Source organism: Nonomuraea sp. NPDC051941, assembly GCF_044593615.1.
In genome coordinates this window covers 13,643-32,596 of record NZ_JBIUCF010000057.1, presented here as the reverse complement: position 1 = coordinate 32,596, position 18,954 = coordinate 13,643, and the positions used below count along the sequence as shown (strand labels likewise).

The 18,954-nt window shown below is 72.1% G+C and carries 16 protein-coding genes and 1 pseudogene; 6 read left to right on the top strand and 11 right to left on the bottom strand.

Annotation, left to right across the window (positions count from 1 at the left end; translation table 11 throughout):
• Positions 1–5: 5 nt before the first annotated feature.
• Positions 6–446 carry a YkvA family protein gene (locus ACIHFD_RS56685; RefSeq protein WP_397373976.1) on the bottom strand — a complete coding sequence of 147 codons (441 nt, stop codon included), beginning with the start codon at positions 444–446 and terminating at the stop codon, positions 6–8.
• Positions 443–1,033: a Chromate resistance protein ChrB gene (locus tag ACIHFD_RS56680; RefSeq protein ID WP_397373975.1), complete on the bottom strand. Its 591-nt coding sequence runs from the start codon at positions 1,031–1,033 to the stop codon at positions 443–445. The genes ACIHFD_RS56685 and ACIHFD_RS56680 overlap by 4 nt, the downstream gene beginning before the upstream one ends.
• 165 nt (positions 1,034–1,198) lie before the next feature.
• Here ACIHFD_RS56680 and ACIHFD_RS56675 point away from each other — a divergent pair, with 165 nt between their 5' ends.
• Positions 1,199–4,600, top strand: coding sequence for a protein kinase (locus ACIHFD_RS56675; RefSeq protein ID WP_397373974.1), 3,402 nt, complete (start codon positions 1,199–1,201; stop codon positions 4,598–4,600).
• Here the strand turns inward: ACIHFD_RS56675 and ACIHFD_RS56670 are convergent.
• Both ACIHFD_RS56670 and ACIHFD_RS56665 read right to left on the bottom strand, forming a co-directional pair.
• Positions 4,561–5,952 (bottom strand): M20/M25/M40 family metallo-hydrolase, encoded by a 1,392-nt coding sequence (locus tag ACIHFD_RS56670; protein ID WP_397373973.1) that lies wholly within the window; start codon positions 5,950–5,952, stop codon positions 4,561–4,563. The two genes, ACIHFD_RS56675 and ACIHFD_RS56670, sit on opposite strands and share 40 nt — an antisense overlap.
• Positions 5,942–7,111, bottom strand: a complete 1,170-nt coding sequence (locus tag ACIHFD_RS56665; RefSeq protein ID WP_397373972.1) for an MFS transporter — start codon at positions 7,109–7,111, stop codon at positions 5,942–5,944. Before ACIHFD_RS56665 ends, ACIHFD_RS56670 begins: the two co-directional genes overlap by 11 nt.
• A 94-nt stretch (positions 7,112–7,205) precedes the next feature.
• On the opposite strand from ACIHFD_RS56665, the gene ACIHFD_RS56660 reads away from it, so the two are divergent.
• Positions 7,206–10,001, top strand: coding sequence for an ATP-binding protein (locus ACIHFD_RS56660; protein ID WP_397373971.1), 2,796 nt, complete (start codon positions 7,206–7,208; stop codon positions 9,999–10,001).
• Positions 10,002–10,022: 21 nt separating this feature from the next.
• Here ACIHFD_RS56660 and ACIHFD_RS56655 read toward each other — a convergent pair whose 3' ends face one another.
• Positions 10,023–10,640 carry a CGNR zinc finger domain-containing protein gene (locus ACIHFD_RS56655; RefSeq protein WP_397373970.1) on the bottom strand — a complete coding sequence of 206 codons (618 nt, stop codon included), beginning with the start codon at positions 10,638–10,640 and terminating at the stop codon, positions 10,023–10,025.
• Between the two features lie 93 nt (positions 10,641–10,733).
• On the opposite strand from ACIHFD_RS56655, the gene ACIHFD_RS56650 reads away from it, so the two are divergent.
• The 4 genes from ACIHFD_RS56650 to ACIHFD_RS56635 all read left to right on the top strand — a co-directional run bounded on the left by ACIHFD_RS56650 (position 10,734) and on the right by ACIHFD_RS56635 (position 12,990).
• Positions 10,734–11,483: a metallophosphoesterase gene (locus ACIHFD_RS56650; RefSeq protein ID WP_397373969.1), complete on the top strand. Its 750-nt coding sequence runs from the start codon at positions 10,734–10,736 to the stop codon at positions 11,481–11,483.
• The gene (locus tag ACIHFD_RS56645) at positions 11,480–12,097 is read left to right on the top strand and encodes a LysE family translocator (RefSeq protein WP_397373968.1); all 618 of its coding nucleotides are present in this window, start codon (positions 11,480–11,482) and stop codon (positions 12,095–12,097) included. The genes ACIHFD_RS56650 and ACIHFD_RS56645 overlap by 4 nt, the downstream gene beginning before the upstream one ends.
• 63 nt (positions 12,098–12,160) lie before the next feature.
• On the top strand, positions 12,161–12,520 hold the full coding sequence (locus ACIHFD_RS56640) for a metalloregulator ArsR/SmtB family transcription factor (protein ID WP_363985325.1): 360 nt from the start codon (positions 12,161–12,163) through the stop codon (positions 12,518–12,520).
• On the top strand, positions 12,517–12,990 hold the full coding sequence (locus ACIHFD_RS56635; RefSeq protein ID WP_397373967.1) for an SRPBCC domain-containing protein: 474 nt from the start codon (positions 12,517–12,519) through the stop codon (positions 12,988–12,990). Before ACIHFD_RS56640 ends, ACIHFD_RS56635 begins: the two co-directional genes overlap by 4 nt.
• Positions 12,991–13,065: 75 nt before the next feature.
• Here ACIHFD_RS56635 and ACIHFD_RS56630 read toward each other — a convergent pair whose 3' ends face one another.
• The 6 genes and pseudogenes from ACIHFD_RS56630 to ACIHFD_RS56605 form a co-directional block, all read right to left on the bottom strand.
• Entirely contained in the window at positions 13,066–13,398 is a 333-nt protein-coding gene (locus ACIHFD_RS56630) for a hypothetical protein (protein WP_397373966.1), read from the bottom strand.
• An 87-nt stretch (positions 13,399–13,485) separates the two neighbouring features.
• Positions 13,486–13,590, bottom strand: a pseudogene (locus tag ACIHFD_RS56625) (TetR family transcriptional regulator); the annotation flags it as partial.
• A 149-nt stretch (positions 13,591–13,739) separates the two neighbouring features.
• Positions 13,740–14,417: an ABC transporter ATP-binding protein gene (locus tag ACIHFD_RS56620; protein WP_397373965.1), complete on the bottom strand. Its 678-nt coding sequence runs from the start codon at positions 14,415–14,417 to the stop codon at positions 13,740–13,742.
• Entirely contained in the window at positions 14,414–16,297 is a 1,884-nt protein-coding gene (locus tag ACIHFD_RS56615; RefSeq protein ID WP_397373964.1) for a dipeptide/oligopeptide/nickel ABC transporter permease/ATP-binding protein, read from the bottom strand. The genes ACIHFD_RS56620 and ACIHFD_RS56615 overlap by 4 nt, the downstream gene beginning before the upstream one ends.
• A complete protein-coding gene (locus ACIHFD_RS56610) occupies positions 16,297–17,301 on the bottom strand; it encodes an ABC transporter permease (protein WP_397373963.1) in 1,005 nt (334 codons plus the stop codon). Before ACIHFD_RS56610 ends, ACIHFD_RS56615 begins: the two co-directional genes overlap by 1 nt.
• Positions 17,301–18,884, bottom strand: a complete 1,584-nt coding sequence (locus ACIHFD_RS56605) for an ABC transporter substrate-binding protein (protein WP_397373962.1) — start codon at positions 18,882–18,884, stop codon at positions 17,301–17,303. The genes ACIHFD_RS56610 and ACIHFD_RS56605 overlap by 1 nt, the downstream gene beginning before the upstream one ends.
• Between the last annotated feature and the right edge of the window lie 70 nt (positions 18,885–18,954).

Sequence of the window (18,954 nt, the reverse complement as noted above, 5' to 3'; positions counted from 1 at the left end):
CGCCGTCATTCCGCTTCTTGCGGACCGGTGGACGCTCTGTCCAGCCCGGTTAGTCGAGCCAGAACGGCGAAGCCGTCGTCGGTGCCGGGCCAGTGCCTGCGTACGGCGGGCAGCCCGGCACGGCGTACGACAGAGCGCAGGACGGCGGTGACGATGATGGCGTCGTCGGCGTAGCCGAGCAGGGGGATGAAGTCGGGCACCAGGTCGATAGGAAGGGCCAGGTACGCCAGCAGCAGCGCCAGCCGGACCCGTACCCCGCGCGGCAGATCGGGATCGGCCGCCAGGCGGCGCACCAGCCGCAGCACATCCGGCAGCAGCCGCAACGCCTCACGCAACAGGCCGCCACGGGGCCGGATGATCGCCAGCGCGCCGATCAGCACCACCCAGGCCACCAGCAGCGCCACCACGATCCCGATCAACAGGTCCCAGACCCACGAACCGGTCATGCCTCATCACCCTCACGCACATCCGATGGCCCGACGCCGATCGGGGCCTCGGCCGCCAGCGCCGCCTGCTCGAAGGCGGCCAGGTCGGCGGACGCCTCCTCGACCGCCGCCCGAGCCGCCGCGCCGGTCGGGGCGGCGAAGTAGTCCCGCGCGTCGATCTTGGCCATCCAGGAGCGGAACCGTTCCAGATCCGCCTCCGACTCCTCGACCTCGGCGTAGGTGGCCCTGCCCCGCTCCCGTTCCATGGCCAGTTCGTCGCGGAAGGCGGGCAGGCGCTCCAGCACCTCGGCGTACTCGGCGTCGCGGGCGGCGTTGAACTCCCCGATGACCTGCCGCTCCTCCGCCGCGTCGGTCAGGGTCAGGCGCAACATGCGGCCCGTGCCGCCCTGCTGGCGCACCCGATCCAGCAACCGCCGCACCTGCCGCAACGTCTGCTCCCGCTCGGGCAGCAGACATACCGACTGCTGCAGATACAACGCACCCAGCGAACGCAGCTTGCGCCACACCTGCACACGAAGCGTCGGCGCGGCCCCGGCCGTGGACACGCTGACCAGCAACCATCCCGGCTCTTCCGTAGGACCCGTCACACCGCCATGTTACATCCGTAACAAATGGCAGCAAGAGGTGTACATCGCATCGGATGCACACCGCCGTCGCCGGGTCGGCAGTGGGTGAGTGAGCTGTCGTGATCGAACTTTGTCCGGGCCGGGCGCATCGAATCCCGCATAGTCACTGACAAACGGGGATGATGTATGGCGACGAAACTGCTGGATGGGGATCCGCAGCGGCTGGGGCAGTACTGGCTGGCGGGGCGGCTGGGCGCGGGCGGCCAGGGGGTCGTCTACGAGGCCTACACGGAGGATGCCCGCCGCGTCGCGATCAAGGTCCTGCACAGCGACCAGGCCGCCCAGCTGGGCAGGGAGATGACGGCCGCGCAGCGGGTGGCCTCGTTCTGCACCGCGCGCGTGCTCGACGCCCAGTTGGAGGGGACTCGGCCGTACATCGTCAGTGAGTACGTCGAAGGGCCGAGCCTGCGTCAGGTCGTCCTCGACGGCCGCCGGTTCGTGGGCGGGGACCTGCACCGGCTGGCCACCGCCATCGCCACCGCCCTGACCGCCGTCCATGAGGCGGGCGTGATCCACCGTGATCTGAAGCCGGACAACGTGCTGCTCGGGCCGGACGGCCCGCGAGTGATCGACTTCGGCATCTCCCGGACGATGGAGATGTCGCTCACCGAGACCGGCCTGGTCTCGGGAACGCCCACGTACATGGCCCCGGAGGTGTTCACCGGGCACCGGGCGGGGGCGCCGGCGGACGTGTTCGCCTGGGCCGGCATCATGATGTTCGCCGCCACCGGCGAGGACCCGTTCCAGGCCGAGAGCCTGGGTGGGGTCATGCACCGGGTGTTGTCCGCCAGCCCGGATCTCAGCGTGCTGCCCGAGTCGCTGCACCCGCTGGTGGCCGCCGCCCTGGCCAAGGATCCGCTCGACCGTCCGACCTCCCGGGAGCTGCTGCTCGGCCTGGTCAGCGGCGGCGGGCAGCTGGATGTCGCCGGGCTGCTCGCCGTGGGCGGCCGCGAGGCCACCCGGATCGCGGTGACGGCCGACGATCCCGCGCTGGGCGCGCTGGCGGAGGAGGCGTACGCGATGCTCGGGCCCGCCGAGCGCGAGATGGTGGCCGAGGTCTTCCTGCGGCTGGTCACCGTGGACGAGCATGGGGAGCTGATCGGACGGCGGGCGGCCCGGGCCGAGCTCCTCCAGGGAAGAGGGCAGCACGAGACGGCGGCGATCAACCGGATTCTGGAGGTGTTCACGTACCTCCTGGCCACGGGCGGCGAGGAGATCTGGCTGGCGCGGCCGGCCCTGCCGCACGCCTGGCCCCGGTACAGGCACTGGATCGGCAACAACCGCGACGGGCTGGCGGTCCACCGGGAGATCCTCACGGCGGCGCGCCGGTGGGACGGGGCCGGCCGGCGGGACGGCGACCTGTTCCGCGGCAGCAGTCTGGACGACGCCCTGCAGTGGGCGGCCAACTCTAGGCGCGACATCACGCTGGCCCCGGTGGAGCGAGGTTTCCTCCAGGCGAGCGCGGACCTGTCCAGACGCGGCGCCAAGCGTGCCCGGCTGGTGTCGCTGGCCCTGGGCGGGCTGCTGGTGATCTCGCTGGTGGCCGGCGGGCTGGCCGTCCAGCAGGGCTTGGTCGCCGATCGGCGCGCCGAGGAGGTCACCGCGTCGCTCGGCAGGTCGGAGGCGACCCGGCTGGCCGGGCTCGTGCAACAGGTACGCGTCACGGATCCGATGCTGGCGATGCGGCTGAGCGTGGCGGCGTGGAGCCTGGACCGCACGCCGCTCACCAGGGCAGGGCTGATGACGGCGCTCGCGCAGCGCGAGTCGGCGACGTTCACGGATCGGGTGAGCGCCGGCGACACGGTCCGGGCCCTCGGTGCCGACGGGCGTACCTTGGCCGACGTCAGCCAGGACACCGCCCAGGTGTGGGACGTGCGCACCGGGGAGCGGATCGGTGGGATCAACCGGCTGGGGCTGGCCGGAGACCAGGTGACCGCGGTGGCCCTGGCCCCTTCGGGCCGTACGCTCGTCGTCCTGACGGACAAGCGGATCCGGGCCTGGGAGCTGTCCGGCGGAACGGCCATCGGGACCTGGGTCTTCGATCGCCCGCTCGACCTCGTGAACGGCTGGGCGGAGATCGTCCGCGCGGACGACCGGACGGTGGTGATCCGTGACCCCGACACGTACCAGCAGTGGAATCCGCGGACCGGCGAGCGCACGCGGCCTTCCACGGTCGCCGCGACGGCGAGCGCGGACGGCAGGTGGCAGGCGACGCCGCGGGCGAAGTCGGTGCGCCTGACCGACGTCGAGGACAGGTCCGTCGTGGACATCGGCGTCAAGGACGGCGCCGGCACACAGGGGACCTGGAACCGCGGCGCGGTGACGATCAGCGGGGACGGGAAGCTGCTCGCCTCGATCACCGGCAAGGAGGTCCAGTTCTGGCGGATGGCCGATGCCCAGCTGCTCACCGCGGTGCCGCTGCTGGGCAACATGGACATTGACGGCGAGCAGCCCCAGGGCGCCTTCGACGGCCGGACGTTCCGCTATCTCGTCGAGGACCGGGTCTTCTCCGTCGACGTCTCCGACCTCTCCGTCGCCCCGGCGGACTCTTCGACCAATTTCGGCAGGCTGAGCCCGGACGGGCAGCTCTCGGTGACCCAGACCGGCGACCGGACCCAGCTGCGCGACGTACGCAGCAACAAGGCGGTGGGCACCCTGCCCGCCATGGAGGAGGCGTACTTCAGCAAGGACGGCAGGCTGCTGGCCGCGGTGGACCAGGGCACGGTGAAGATCGTGGACGTCGCCACGCGAGCCGCCCTGGGCCAGATCGACCCGGGAGATCTGGAGCCCCACGTGGTGAGCTTCAGCCCGGACGGCACCCGCCTCGCGCTCGTCCTGCGCAGCCCGGACGACGGCCGCGCCGTGCTCAAGTACGCCGCCCAGGTATGGGACTGGAAGGCCAAGCGGAAGCTCTGGAACACGACGCTCCCGGAGACGAACGACGTGGCCTTCTCCCCCGACGGCAGGCGGCTGGCTCTCGCCGGTGCCGGCCAGCGCCTGCTCGACGCCGCCACCGGACGGCCGGTGACCGGGCCCTTCAGCGTCAGCGGAAAGGACACCGTCGGCCGCCGGATCTTCTTCCTCCACAAGGGCGACGGCGTGGTGGTCCTGGACTCCCGAGGCCGCCTGACACTGTGGGACACCGCCGGCAAGCGCCTCGGGCCGGTCGTCCGCGACAAGTCCGGCGATCTGTCGATCGCCGCCTACTCCCCGCGTGACGACGTCGTCGCGGTCGGCGCGACGGACGGCAGGGTGCGGTTGTTCGATCCGGTCACGGGAACGAGCCTCGGTACGCTGCGTGACTTCGGGGGAGGTCGGGATTCGGAGATGGGGCAGCTCCAGTCGATCGCCTTCACGGCTGACGGGGCCGGCGTCGTCACCCTTGATCTCAACGGGGTGGCGCGGACGCACGTCGTCGAGCCTGCCGGTGTCATCCAGGCGATCTGCCGGCGGGCGGGCGGCTCCCTCACCACCGCTGAATGGAGGGCCTACGTCCCGGACCTTCCGTACCGCGACAGCTGCCCGTGAGCGCGGGAGCTCCAGTCCGCGAGTTCGGTGAGCAGGAGTGCCTCGGCGAGGCAGGCGCGTTCGAAGTCGGCCAGGTGCAGGTTCTCGTCGGTGCTGTGGGCGCGGGCGGCTGGGTCGCCTCCGGGGCTCGTGATGAGGACGGCGGCTTTCGGGTACGCGGCGGCGAATTCCGCGACGAAGGGGATGGCGCCGCCGCCTCCGAGATCGACCACGTCGGCGTCGAAGGCCCGCTGATAGGCGCGGCGTGCCGCGTCGAAGGCCGGACCCCGGGTGTCGACCGCGTACGGCTGCGCGATCTCCGCCTCGGTGACCTCGACCTGCGCGCCCCAGGGCGTGTGGTCGCGGAGGTGCCTGGCCAGGGCGGCGCGGGCCCGTACCGCGTCGTCGCCCGGCGCGATGCGCAGGCTCACCTTGGCTCGGGCGGATGCGGTGAGGGCGTTGGCGGCTCCGGATACGGCGGGCGCGTCGATGGCCAGGACGGTCGCCGCGGGTCCGGTCCAGACCCGTTCGGGGATGCCGCCCGAGCCGAGCAGCCTGACGCCGTCGAGCACGCCCGCCTCGGCCCGGAACCGTTCCGCGGGGTAGCCCGTCCGCGGTGGGCTACCGGTGACCAGACCGTCCACCGCGACGTGGCCGTCCTCGTCGTGGAGGGTGGCGAGCAGGCGGCACAGCGTGGTGAGCGCGTCGGGAGCGGCCCCGCCGTACGTGCCGGAATGCACGCTCTCGGCCAGCGTCCGCACCTCGACGACGCAGTTGGCCATGCCGCGCAAAGTGGTGGTGAACGAAGGGACGCCGACGTCGATGTTCTCCGAGTCGGCGAGCACGATCACGTCAGCGGCGAGCCTGTCACGGTGCCGGTCGAGGAAGGCGCCGAGCGTCGGGGAGCCGATCTCCTCCTCTCCTTCGACGATGACGACGACTCCGACCGGCGGACGCCCGCCGTGCGCGCGCAATGCGGCCAGGTGGGTGGCGATTCCCGCCTTGTCGTCGGCGGATCCGCGGCCGTACAGCCGCCCGCCGCTTTCGCGCGGCTCGAACGGCCTGCTCGACCACAGGGCGGGATCGCCGGCGGGCTGCACGTCGTAGTGGGCGTACAGCAGCACGGTGGGACGGCCGGGTGGTGCGGGACAACAGGCGAGGACCACCGGCCGGCCGCCGGGGACGTCGTCCAGGATCTCCACCTCCTGCGCGGCGCCGGTCCGGAAGAGCTGTGCCGTCAGCTCCGCGCAACGGCGCACGTCCTCGGCCGCGGCCGGGTCGGCGCTCACGGAGGGGATGCGGATGAGGGCTTCGAGGTCGGCTCGTACGCCCGGCAGCACCTTCTGTACGGCGCGCCGCAGGTCATCGCTCATTGATGGGCTTCCTTTCCGATCGGGTGTCGAGCCAGGAGGGAAGAACGGCGAGAGCCAGCACCGCGACGATCAGCGCGAACCCCGCCGGATATCCCGCGGGCCCGGCCACGAGTCCGAACCCGACGGCGCCGATCCCCATCCCGCCGTCGTAGGCGAGGTTCCACAGCGCGCTCACCCGGCCGAACGCGGAGGAGGAGGACCGCGCGAGCATCAGCACCAGGGTGACGTTCTGGGCGGCGCCGAAACCGGCGCCGAAGAGCGCCGCCCCCGCGATCACCGCGTAGGGGTTGTCGAGCCAGACGATCCCGGCCATCCCGATGACCGCGGCGAGCACGGCCGGCATCAGCAGGACGGACTGGCCGTGGCGGTCGCCGTATCGGCCGGCCGCCCACCGTGCGAGCGGCATCGCGCAGGAGTGTGCGAGCAGCGCCGTCGCGGCCGTCCGCGCTGAGCCGGCGGGGACGGCCAGCGGCAGGAACGTCAGCAGCACGCCGGCCGCCGGCGTGATCGTCGCGAAGACGATGACGGGCCGGGCAAGACCGGCGTGGCGCAGAGCGCGAAGGACGCCTCCATGCTGCTCGACCGGCGCCGCCCTCGCGGGCAGCCCTGGAATCCCGATGAGCGCGAGCAGCGCCAGCCCCGTCCCCGCGAGGAAGACCGGTCCGTAGCCGATGAGCGGAACCAGCCACAAGCCGGTCGGCAGTCCCAGGATCGCGGGGATCCCGACGGCCACGCCGTACGCGCCCAGCGCCTCGCCCCGGCGTTCGGCCGGGGCCAGCTCGGCCACCATGGCAGGGCCCACCACGACCACGATGGCCAGGCCGGCCCCGCGCGCCAGGCTCGTGGCCAGCACCATCGGCAACGCCGAGGACAGGACCAGCAGGGCCGGGGGAACGCCGAGGAGGAGGACGCCCAGCGCCATGCCGACGCGGTAGCCGTACCGGGCCAGCAACGCCGGCATGGCCAGTTCCATGAGCACCGTCGCCAGCATGGTGACGCCGGTGGACAACCCGGCGCCCATATCCCCCGAACCACCTGACGCCGTGTACAGCGGAACGATCGGAACAAGCAGGTAGAAGCTCGTCATCGCAGCGACCGAGGTCATCCCCAGGATGACCATCGGACGGCTGAGCAGCGGTTGCACACCGGTCTGGATCACCGGGCCAGCCTCGCCAGAACGGCCGCCGAACACATCGGGCGAATGCCCTATCCGCCATCCCTAGGTTTCATCCCGATCTGAGAACCTGTGTCCCATGGTCTTCGTAGGCAGGGACGCGGAGCTGACCGCTCTGGACACGGCCTACGCGCATGCCCGGGAAGGCTCTCCCGCCACCGTGCTGCTCGGCGGCGAAGCCGGGGTGGGCAAGTCCCGGCTGATCGCCGAGTTCACGGCGCCGCTGGCTGGAGAGGCGTGGCTGCTCTCGGGAGACTGCCCCCAGGTGGGCGAGAACGGCCTGGCGTTCGCGCCGTTCACCGCCATGCTGCGCCGCCTGCTGCGCGAGATCGGCCCGGACGGCTTCCTCCGCCTCCTGCCCCGTGGCGAGCCCGGTGAGCTCGGCAGGCTGCTGCCGCTCCTGGGCCGGCCCGCAGGTGACGGCGATCCCGCCCTGACGCAGGCGCGGCTCTTCGAAGAGTTCCTCACCCTGTTCGAGAACCTCGCCGAGGACCGGCCCTTGGTGATCGTCGCCGAGGACGCGCACTGGAGCGATCGCTCAAGCCGGGAGTTGCTCGACTTCCTCATCAGGAACCAGCAGGCGGCCGCGGCGTTCCTCCTGGTCGTGACCTACCGGAGCGACCACCTGCACCGGACGCATCCGCTCCGCCCCGTGCTGGCCGAATGGGATCGCCGGCCGTGGACGACCCGGATGGAGCTCGGCCGGCTCGGCAGGGGCGAGGTGGTCCGGCAGCTTCGCGGCCTGCTCGGCGGCGAGCCGGCCCCCGCGGTCATCGAGGACGTCGTCCGGCGCAGCGAGGGCAACCCGCTGTTCGTCGAGGCGCTGTCGGCCCGGGCGGGCGCGCCGGTGCCCGCGTCCATTCGCGACCTGCTGATCACCCCGCTCGACCGGCTGCCGCGGGAAACCCGCCGGATGGTCCACGCCGCGGCCGTCGGCGGCGCCCGGGTCGGCCACGCGCTGCTGCGCACCGTCACGGGGCTGGACGACGCCGGCCTCACCGACGCGCTGCGCCCCGCGGTGAGCGCGAACCTCCTGCTGATCGAGGAGGAGGTGTACGCGTTCCGTCACACGCTGATCCAGGAGGTGCTCTACGAGGACGTGCTTCCCGGGGAACGCGGGCACCTTCACGTACGCTATGCCGAAGCCCTGGAGACGGACCCGGAGCTCGCCCCGCTGGGCCGGGCGGCGTACGAGTCCGCGCTGCACTGGCATGCCGCCAAGCGCCATCCGGCCAGGACGCTGGCGGCCGCCCGCCGCGCCGCCGCCGAGGCCGCGGCGTCCCTGGCGCACGCGGAACACCTGCACATGCTGCTTCGCGTGCTGGAGCTGTGGGATCAGGCGCCCGATCCGGCCACTTCCAAGGCCGGCGTGCTCGACGAAGCGATACGCGCCGCCATCGCCGCGGGCGAGAACTCGACCGCCGTCCAGCTGGTCGAGACAGCGCTCCCGGCCGAGGTCGATCCCGCGCGTGCCGGCTGGCTGCTCGCCCACCGCGGCGAACTGCGCCACCTCCTCGGCCTGCCGGGCGACCTGGACGACCTACGCGAAGCCGCCCGGCTCACACCGGGCGGGCATCCGGCACGCGCGACCGTACTCAATCTGCTCGCCAATCGCCTCCTCACGGTCCCGCTGGAAGAAGAAGGCCGCGTCGCCGCCCGCGAGGCGCTGGACGCGGCGCAGGCCGCGGACGATGCCAGGGCCGAGGTCATGGCCACCGTCAACCTGACGTACGCGCGGGCACGCGCCGGCGACCTCGACGCCCAACTGCCTCACCTGATCACCGTCCAGGCGACGGCCCGCCGCATCGGTGACGAGGGCGCGCTTTTGCACGCTTATCGCTGTGAGGCCGACGTCCTGCAGGGCGCCGGCAGGTACGCCGAAGCGGCCGAGGCGGCCCGCCGGGGACTCGCCGCCGCCACGCGGGCGGGTCTCGCCCGCACCGCGGGCCCGACCCACGCGGGCAACCTCGCGGAGGCGCTGATCGCGCTGGGCCGGTGGGACGAGGCCACCGAGATCGTCGAACACGCCCTGCGGATCACCCCGACACCCAGCCTTCGCGCGTACCTGATGGTGCTGACCGGCACGATCGCGCTGGCCAGAGGCGACCTCGCAGGCGCCGAGCACGCCGCGACCCACGCCCGCGAGGTCTTCACCAGAGGCACGTCCTATGCCCAGGACCACCTGTTGCTGGTGCGCCTGGAAGTGGATCTGCGCAGAGCACAGGGGCGCACGGCCGACGCCGCGCGACTCGCGGAGGAGGCGCTGAGCAGCGGAAGAACGAGCCCGCGCTACCTGTGGCCGGTGATCGAGGCGGGCGCGTCCCTGCCCGTACCCGGCCTGGCCGAGGCCGCGGCCGCGTTGCCGGTGATCGGGCCCGTCCAGGAGGCCCACCGCCTCGCCCGCACCGCCGCGACCGGACAGCCGGACCTTTGGGCCCGCGTCGCGGCCGCGTGGAGAGATCTTCGCCAGCCGTACCCCCAGGCTCTGGCCCTGCTGCGGGCCGCGGAACACGCCGCGGAGACGGGAGACCGCTCCGCTGCCTCCTCCCATCTGACCGACGCCTCCCGGGAGGCGGGCCGCCTGCGGGCAGATCCCTTGATCGTCCGGATCGAACGGCTGGCGCGCCTGGCCCGGATCCCCCTCGCCGTGCAGGTCGGGACCGAGCCGGCCGGGGAGCGCGACTTCGGCCTCACGCCGCGCGAGCGGGACGTGCTGCGCCTGGTCGCCGACGGCCGTACCAATCGGCAGATCGCCGAGGAGCTGTTCATCTCGGTCAAGACGGCGGGCGCGCACGTGAGCAACATCCTCGCCAAGCTCGGCGTACGCAGCCGCGTCCAGGCCGCCACGGCCGCCCACCGGCACGAGTTGATCTAGTTCTTCTGAAGGCGCAGGCGGTCAGGTCCCGGGCAGGTCTCGGGCGGCCGTGGCGCTGTGACGCTGGTAGTGGCGTGCCGCCCGGGCGCGGTTGCCGCAGGACGGCTTGCACCACTCCTGCCGCCCGTGGCTCTTGACGAAGTAGCGTACGCAGCGCGGCGCGTTGCAGGACCGCAACTGCTCACGCTGCGGCCCGCTCAGGAAGTCGATGGCGGCCCGCGCCAGGCCGGCGATCAGCCGGACGCCGGCGTCGCGCTCGCCCGACAACACTCCCGTACGAGGTGTCCCGCCCTCGGGCCAGGCAAGTTGCGGGACGATCGCCTCACGGGCGGCCGCCGCGTTGAGGTGCGCCAGCGCCTGCTCGGCGGGCATCAGCCGACGGGCGTCGGCCCGGCTGGGCGGCGCCGGGCTGACCGCCCGCGCGAACAGCGCCCGCACGGCCCGGCGCAACTCGACGATCTCGCTCCTGAGCTCCTCGCCCATCGTCAGCCCCGCAAGGTCGACGTGGCCGGCCAGCAGCTCGGCCTGCTGCTGGATCCAGCGGGTCGCGCTCTGCAAGGTCGCCAGGTCGTCGGCGACACCGCCGTCGCCGTCGTGACGGATCGTGCTCGCCAGTTCCAGGGCCGGCCAGCGCTCCACTCGAACCTCCCGGTTGCTTACGTCCCATCCATACCTTATGTTCCTAACGCTAAATCTCATTTAACCATTAGAGACCAAGCGGGAGATCGTACGATGACGTTGCTGCTGGCCCAGATCAGCGACCTGCACCTCGACGGCACCGACAGGGCCACCCGGCGCGCCACCCGGGTCATGGACTACCTGAGAGCCCTGCCCCGCCCGGTCGACGCCCTGCTGGTCACCGGCGACATCGCCGATCACGGCGAGGAGGCCGAGTACGAGCAGGCCGCCGCGATCCTGGCCGCCCCCTTCCCGGTGCTCACCTGCCCCGGCAATCACGACGTCCGCCCCGCCTACCGCAAGGCGCTGCTGCGCCGCCCGCCCGGCCCCGGCCCCGTCAACCAGGTGCACCACATCGCCGGCACCGCCATCCTGATGTGCGACTCCACCATCCCCGGCCATGACGAGGGCCGCCTGGACCCCGAAACCCTCGCCTGGATGCACGCCACCCTCGACGGGCTCGCCCCGGACGCCCCCGCGCTGATCGCCTTCCACCAGCCGCCCGTCGAACTCCACCACCCGCTGCCCGACTCCGCACGGCTACAAGAGCCCGAAGCCCTGGCCGCGCTGCTCCACGCCCACCCCCAAGTCGTCGCCGTGCTCACCGGCCACGCTCACACCGCCGCCGCCTCCACCTTCGCCGGCCGCCCCCTGATCGTCGGACCGGCCGTCACCTGGACCCTGCGCCTGCCGTGGGAGGGCGACCGGCCCGCCGACCGCGAGCAACCGCCCGGCCTCGCCTTCCACATCCTGGACGACGACCTCCGCCTCACCACCCACTACCGCGTCGTGCTCCCGGCATGATCCACCCGTACGCGGTCGCCGCGTTCCTCCTGGCGATCCTGCCCGTCATCGCCACTCCGGGCGCCAGCCTGACCCTGCTGATCCAGCACGTCACGACCGGCGGCCGCCGCCAGGCTCTCCCCGTCATCCTCGGCACGGTCACCGGCCTGTACGCGCACGCGACCCTGGCCATCGCCGGCCTGTCGGCGCTCGTCATGCACTCCAGCCAGGCCTTCGCCACCGTCAAACTCCTCGGCGCGGCCTACCTCGTCGGCCTGGGCCTGTGGACCTGGCGCTCCACCACCCTGCCCTCACCTCCCCCGCGCACGGAACAGCCGAAACGGACCGGCTCCGTCTACACCCAAGCCCTGCTCGCGAACGTACTCAACCCGAAGGCCGCCTCCATCTACCTGACCCTGGTCCCGCAGTTCATCCAGCCCGGCCGTCCCCTCGGCGGGCAGATCCTCACCCTGGCCACCGCCCACGCCCTGCTGATGGCGGTGTGGCTGCTGACCTGGACGACCCTCATCCACCAAGGGGCGCACCTCGTGCGCAAGGCCCGCTTCAAGCGGGCGCTCGGCAGGGCGACAGCCGTGGTGCTCGTCGTCCTCGGCGTCCGGGCCGCCGCGACGTAGGCGCCGCCTTCCGGATCGCCGCGCTTATTGCACCAATCGGTTCAGTGTCGTAAAGTAAACCATATGGTTCAGCAAGAGGTCCTCGATCGCACGTTCGCCGCCCTCGCGGACGGGACCCGGCGGCAGATACTCATCCGGCTCGGCCAGGGTCCCGCCACGATCGGCGAGCTGGCCGAACCTTTCGGCATGTCGCTCACCGGCATGAAGAAGCACGTGCACGTCCTGGAGAACGCCGGACTGGTCACGACGGAGAAGGTCGGCCGATCGCGGCAGTGCCGGCTGGGAGCCGAGCGCCTGGAGGACGCCATGTCGTGGATCACGTTCTACCAGCGCCTGTGGGAGCGCCGGCTCGACGGCCTCGACGCCTACTTCACCCTCAAGAACGCCCCTGAGGCGAACACCGGGAAGGACACCGAGCGATGACGCGGAACGACACCGAGGCCATCCAGTTGCGCACGACCCGCGTGCTGCCCGCGACCCCCGAGGAGGTCTTCGACGCCTACACCGACGCCGAGAAGCAGAAGATCTGGTTCAGCATCCTCGACGAGGAGCCCGGCATCGTCGAGATCGAGGTCGACCTGCGCGTCGGAGGCCGGCAGACCGCGGTCTGGGGACCGGACGCCGACAACCTGTTCCGTGAGACGCAGACCTTCCTGGAGATCGACCGCCCGCACCGCCTGCTCACCGAGTCCACCGGCAGCACTCCCGACGGCATGACCATGACCACCACTGTCGAGGTCACCTTCGAGGAGCACGAGGGCGGCACCCTGTTCACGGTCGTGCAGAGCGGCTTCCCGGCACCCGAGATCCGCGACTTCTTCGTCAAGCAGGTCTGGGTGGGAGCACTCGACCGGATCGAGGCGTACCTGCGCCGCGCGGGACAGCCGTCCTGACGCAGAACGCGGAGACGACCCTGACGGCAGGCGCCTGAGCCATGCGTGACCGGGACCGGGATCGGGTCGCAGGGTTCAGGAACGGGGGCGGTGTTCGTCGAGGGCTGCGGTGAGCAGTGCATGGGATGACCACCGCATGGTGTCCGCCGCCTGCTGCCGGGTGAGCCCGGCGATGTCGGTGAGCCAGATGAGCGATTCGATGCCGGTGGCCGAGCGGATGGTCACGGCCAGCCGGCGGATGTCCAGGCCGGGGTGGGTGTCGCGGAGCGGGGCCAGGGCGTCTTCGATCCAGCCGATGGCCCGCCCACCGCGCAGTGCCGGCTGGCCGCTCTCGGGTTGCAGGGACAGGCGCAGCGAGGCCCGCAATTGCGGTTCCCACTCGAGGGTGAGCTGGGTGAAGGCGGTCATCACCAGGTCCAGCCGGGCCGCGGGGTCGGCAGGCGGGTCTGGGGGCAGCAGGGATGCCTGCTCGATCTGGGGGTGGGCGGCGGCCAGCAGGGCGTGCTGGTTGGGGAAGTACCGGTAGGCGGTGGTGCGGGAGATCCCGGCCGCGGCGGCGGCGTCTTCGACGGTGGGGTCGGCGCCTTCGGCCAGCAGGTGGCGGGCGGCCTCGACCCGAGAACGAGCGGGTCAGGGTGCTCCGCTACCGGGACCGGCCAGGGGACGCGACCTCCCCGCACGGACATCCCGACCGGGCGGCGCGCCGATCCCGGAGGTGCTCGACGAGGTGACCGCCTCCACCGCGTGGATCACCCTCTGAGCCGTGGCACCGCCGCCAGCAGCGCGCGCGTGTAGTCATGCGCCGGATCGCCCACCACCTGCTCGGCGGGCCCGTGCTCGACGATCCGGCCGTGGTGCATGACGGCTATCGTGTCGGCGACGTACCGGACGACGGCCAGGTTGTGCGAGATGAACAACATCGACAGTCCGAGTTCGTCGCGCAGCCCGCGGACCAGGTTGAGCACAGCTCCCTGGACCGACACGTCGAGCGAGCCGGTGATCTCGTCGGCGACCAGCAGGGCGGGGTCGCCGCCCAGGGCACGGGCGATCGCCACCCGCTGCCGCTGACCGCCCGACAGCTCGCGCGGGTAACGTCCGGCCAGCTCGGCGGGCAGTTGGACGAGACCGAGCAGCCGCGGCACCTCCGTGGCACGGCGGCGCTTCTCGATGCCCTCCCCGACCGTCTCGCCGATCGTCATGCGCGGGTCCAGCGACGCGTACGGATCCTGGAACACCATCTGGATCCGCGGCGCTCCCTCGATCCCGCCCGTGTAGGGAACGAGCCCGCTCACGGCCCTGGCCAGCGACGACTTGCCCGATCCCGACTCGCCGACGAGGCCGACGACGTGGCCGTCGGGGATCTCCAGGGTGACGTCGTCGACCGCGGTGAAGCCGCCGTAGCGCACGGTCAGCCCTTCGATCCTCACGAGGTGACCTCCCAGCAGGCGACCCGCTGCCGCGGGCCATGGACCACGAGTTCGGGACGTTCCGTCCGGCATTGTCCGGTGGCGAGCGAGCACCGGTCGGCGAACGCGCAGCCCGCGCCGACCTGCGCCGGGGCCGGCTGGGTGCCGGGGATTCCGGCCAACGGGCGGCTCCGGTCGGTGTCGAGGTCGGGCAGGGACGCGATGAGCGCCTTGGTGTAGGGGTGCGCGGCACCGTCGGCGAGCCGGTCGGCGGGCAGTTCCTCGACCACCCGGCCCGCGTACATGACGACGACGCGGTCGCACAGCTCGCCGACGACGGCGATGTCATGGGAGATGAACAGCAGGGCCGCGCCCGTCTCCTCGACGACCTCGCGCAGCAGCCGCAGGATCTGCCGCTGCACGGTCACGTCGAGGGCGGTCGTGGGCTCGTCGGCGATGATCAGGCGTGGCGTGCCCATGAGGCCCATCGCGATGACCGCGCGCTGGCGCATGCCGCCGGACAGTTCGTGCGGATGCTGGACGGCGTGCTTGGCGGGGTCGGGCAGCTGGACGTGGCGCAGCCGGTCGACGGCGCGGCGGCGGGCATCCGCGCGGCTCGCGCCCTGGTGGACGACGGCCACCTCGGCGAGCTGGCCGCCGACCTTCAGCGCGGGGTTGAGCGAGGCCATCGGGTCCTGGAACACCATGGCGAGCGCGGTGCCCAGTTCCTTGCCGGACATGGTGGCGACGTCGGCACCGCCGAGGACCAGCCGGCCGTACGTCACTGATCCGGGATAGGGAACGAGGCCGCCGATGGCGGCGGCGGTCAGGCTCTTGCCGCTGCCGGACTCTCCCACCAGGCCGACGATCTCCCCCGGCGTCACGGTCAGAGACAGCTCGCGTACGGGAATCGAACCGCCCGGGAACGAGACGGTCAGGTCGCGGACCTCGAGGACGGCGTCCGGGTCCGGCTGCCCGGCCGGTTCCGGTGGCTCAGGGCGGACGCTGTCGCGCTGCCCGGCCGGGGATCGGGCGGCGGCCCTGGCCAGGGTGTCGCCCAGCAGGTTGAAGCCGATGCCGGCCAGCGCGACGGCCGCCGCCGGACCGACCGCGACCACGGGCGTGACGTAGATCCGCGCGAACCCGTCGAACAGCAGGCGCCCCCAGTCGAAGTCCGGTGGCTGCACGCCGAGGCCGAGGAACGACATGCCGGCCAGGCCGAGCAGCGCGCCGCCGAGCGACTGGGCGAGGTTGAGGATGAGCGGTTCGGCGATGTTGGGCAGAATGTGCCGGGCGAGGATGCGGCGTCGGGGCACGCCGAGCATGCGGGCCGCGGCCACGTAGTCGGCGCCGGAGACCGAGGCGGCCAGGGTCTGGGTGAGCCGCGCGAAGCCGGGCGCGATGGCCACGCCGATCCCGAGCACCGCACCACGCGCGCCGAGCCCGCTGACCACCGCCGTGAACATGGCCAGCAGCAGGCCGGGGAAGGCCACCAGCGCGTTGACCGTGCCGGTGACCATCCGGGCGGCCCGGCGGGGCAGCACGGACGGGAGCGCGCCGAGCAGGATGCCCCCGACGGCGCCGATGAGCGTGGCCGCCAGTGCCAGGGCCAGCGAGTAACGGCCCGCCACCAGGACCCGGGCGAGCAGGTCGCGGCCCAGGTTGTCGGTGCCGAGCGGGTGTTCGGCGGAGGCGCCCTGGAGGATGGCGCCGGCGTCGATGCGTTCGGCGGCCTCGCCCCAGATGATGGGCCCGGCCACGGCCAGCACCGCCATGAGCAGCACCAGCACGCCGCCGATCAGCGCCGGGGCGCTGCGCCACAGGCCACCCCGGGACCTCGGCCCCTTCTTCGCGTGGCCGTCCACGGCCCGGGGGCCGTCCGGTGCCGTCCTGGCCCACATCAGGCCGAGACCTCCTTGATCTCCGAGGTGGGATCGAGCGCGCCGAGCACCAGGTCCACGACGAGGTTCACGACCAGCACGATGGCGCCGTACACGAGGATCACGGCCTGCGCGACCGGGTAGTCCTTCTGCGTGATCGACTCGACGATCTTCAGGCCGAGTCCGGGCCAGGCGAAGACGTACTCGACCAGGACGCTGCCCGCGATCAGCGAGGTCAGCAGCAGGCCGCCCAAGGTCAGGGTGGCCGTGAGCGTGTTGGGCAGCACGTGCCGCAGGTGGAGCCGGGCCGCGGGCAGCCGCTTGGCGCGGGCCAGGCGCACGTAGTCGGTGCCCAGCTCTCGCAGGGTCTCGACGCGGGTGATCCGGGCGATCATGGCGATCGGCCCGGCCGACAGGGCTGCGACAGGCAGCACGTACGTGAGCGGCCCGGCCTTGCCAGCGGGCGGAAACCAGCCGAGGCCGACGGCCAGCGCGGCCACCAGCGCGATCGAGTACAGGAACTCGGGCACGGCCACGGCGGTGCCGGTGACCGTGCCGAAGGCCAGGTCGGTGCCGCGGTTGCGGCCGTTCTCGGTGCGTACGGCGGCCCACATCCCGAGCGGCACCGCCACGATCAGCGCCACGGCGGTGGCCAGGAGGGCCAGAGTCAGGGTGTTCGGCAGGCGGGCCGCGATGACGTCGCCCACCGCCTCCCCCGTCAGGAAGGACGTGCCGAAGTCACCGGTCAGGACGTGGCCGACGTACGTGAAGAACTGCTCAGGCAGGGGGCGGTCGAGACCGAGCGCGGCCGTACGGGCCTCTATCAGCTCGATCGGGGCGGCCGGCCCGAGCGAGGCGCGCACCGGGTCGCCCGGGATGAGGTGGATCATCGCGAACGGCGCCACCAGCAGCACCGCCAGCGACACGGCGAACCGCACGATCCGGCGCACGGCCGTACGCAGCGTCCTGCGCACGGTCATGCTTCCCGACTTGCTGCCCGGGCGCGTGGTCCGGGGGGCGCTCACTAGTCTCCTTGCATGAGGCGGATCGAGGTGGGCACCAGGCTCCCGGCCGTGGTGCGGAACGTGGCGCCCTTGCCGGCCAGCAGCGCCGTGCTGTCCACCACGGGCACCAGGTCGGCGCTTTCGAACAGGGCCGACTCCGACTCCAGCCACATCGGGCAGGCCTCGGCGGCGGGGAGCTTGCTCGCCTTGGAGACGAGCTCCTCGTAGCGCTTGTTGGCCAGGTGGGCGAAGTTGGCGCCCTTGGGGGCGGGCGGCCCCGACAGGAAGCCGACGAGCTGGCTGGGCAGGGTGACGCCGATCGGCAGCCACACGACGTCCCAGTCCTGGGTGGCGTTGAGCGACTCCGCCAGCTTGGTGTCGATCACGCCGTTCAGCTTCACCTCGACGCCGAGCTTCTTCCACGCCTCCGCCATGTACTCGGCGGCCGCCTGGAAGCCGGGGCCGCGGGTGGTGGCGTACATGTAGCGCAGGCTGAGCCGCTTGCCGTCCTTGGCCCTGAAACCGTCGGCGCCGAGCTTCCACCCGGCCGCGTCGAGCGCGGCCGCGGCGGCCGCGGCGTCGTAGCCGGGCACGTGACCGGCTACGGAGTCGCCCGGGCAGGGACGGGGCGCCAGGACCAGGCCGGTGGCCGGCTTGCCGGTGCCGCCGGAGGCGATGCCGGCCAGCTCCTGGAGGTTGAGCGCCCGCGTGAGGGCCTTGCGGACCTCCGGGTCGCGGGCCGGCCGGTCTTCACCCTGGTGATAGAAGAACTGGCCGTTGCCTGCCGTGATCGACTGTTTGGTCACGCCCGGGGACGCCTCGACGCGGGACCGGTCGGCACCGTTGAAGAGGGCGCCGTTGAGGGAGCCGGCGATGAGCAGGTTGGCGGAGGTCTGCTCGTTCGGCACGACCTTCATCACGAGCGTCTCGGGCAGGTCCTTGGCGGTGGCGCCGGCGGGACCCCAGGCGTAGTCGCGGCGGACCTTGAACGTGTAGTGGTCGCTGGGGACGGCCTCGGTGAGCTGGTAAGGCCCGCTGCCGGAGGTGGCCCGAGCGATCGAGGCACGGTCCTTCACCCCCTTGCCGCAGACGATGAACATCGTCCGCGTGCTCTCCAGGATGAAGCTGAACGGCTCGGGCATGGACAGGGTCACGGTGCCGGCGGCGTCGTCGGCCTTCGCCTTCATGCCCACGGGCACCAGCACGCCGTAGATCGGCGACTTGGCGGCGGGGTCGGCGATGTGGTTGACGTTGTCGGCCACGTTCGAGGGGGTCACCGGGGAGCCGTCCGAGCAGGTGACACCCTTCCGCAGGGTGAAGGTGACCGACTCGGGCTTGACGTCCCACTTCTCGGCCAGCTCGGGGATGATCTTCCCTGATTCGTCGACGGAGACGAGCGTGTCGTAAGCCAGAGCGAGCACGTTGTTGGTGACTGTCAGCACGCCCGTAGCCGGGTCGAGGACGCCGGGATCGGCCGGGATCGCGAACGTGAAGGTGCCGCCGGTGGCCGGCTTGCCCTGCTGCTCTGGACCGCTCGTCGTGCCTCCGCACGCGGCCGTGAGCAGGGCGAGCCCGGCGAGGGCCGCGACTGCTGGTTTTGTCATGAGGACTCCAGACGAGCACGGGGGGTGTGCACAACCTTCCTGCCTGCGCAGATCCGGTTCTATGTGCCTG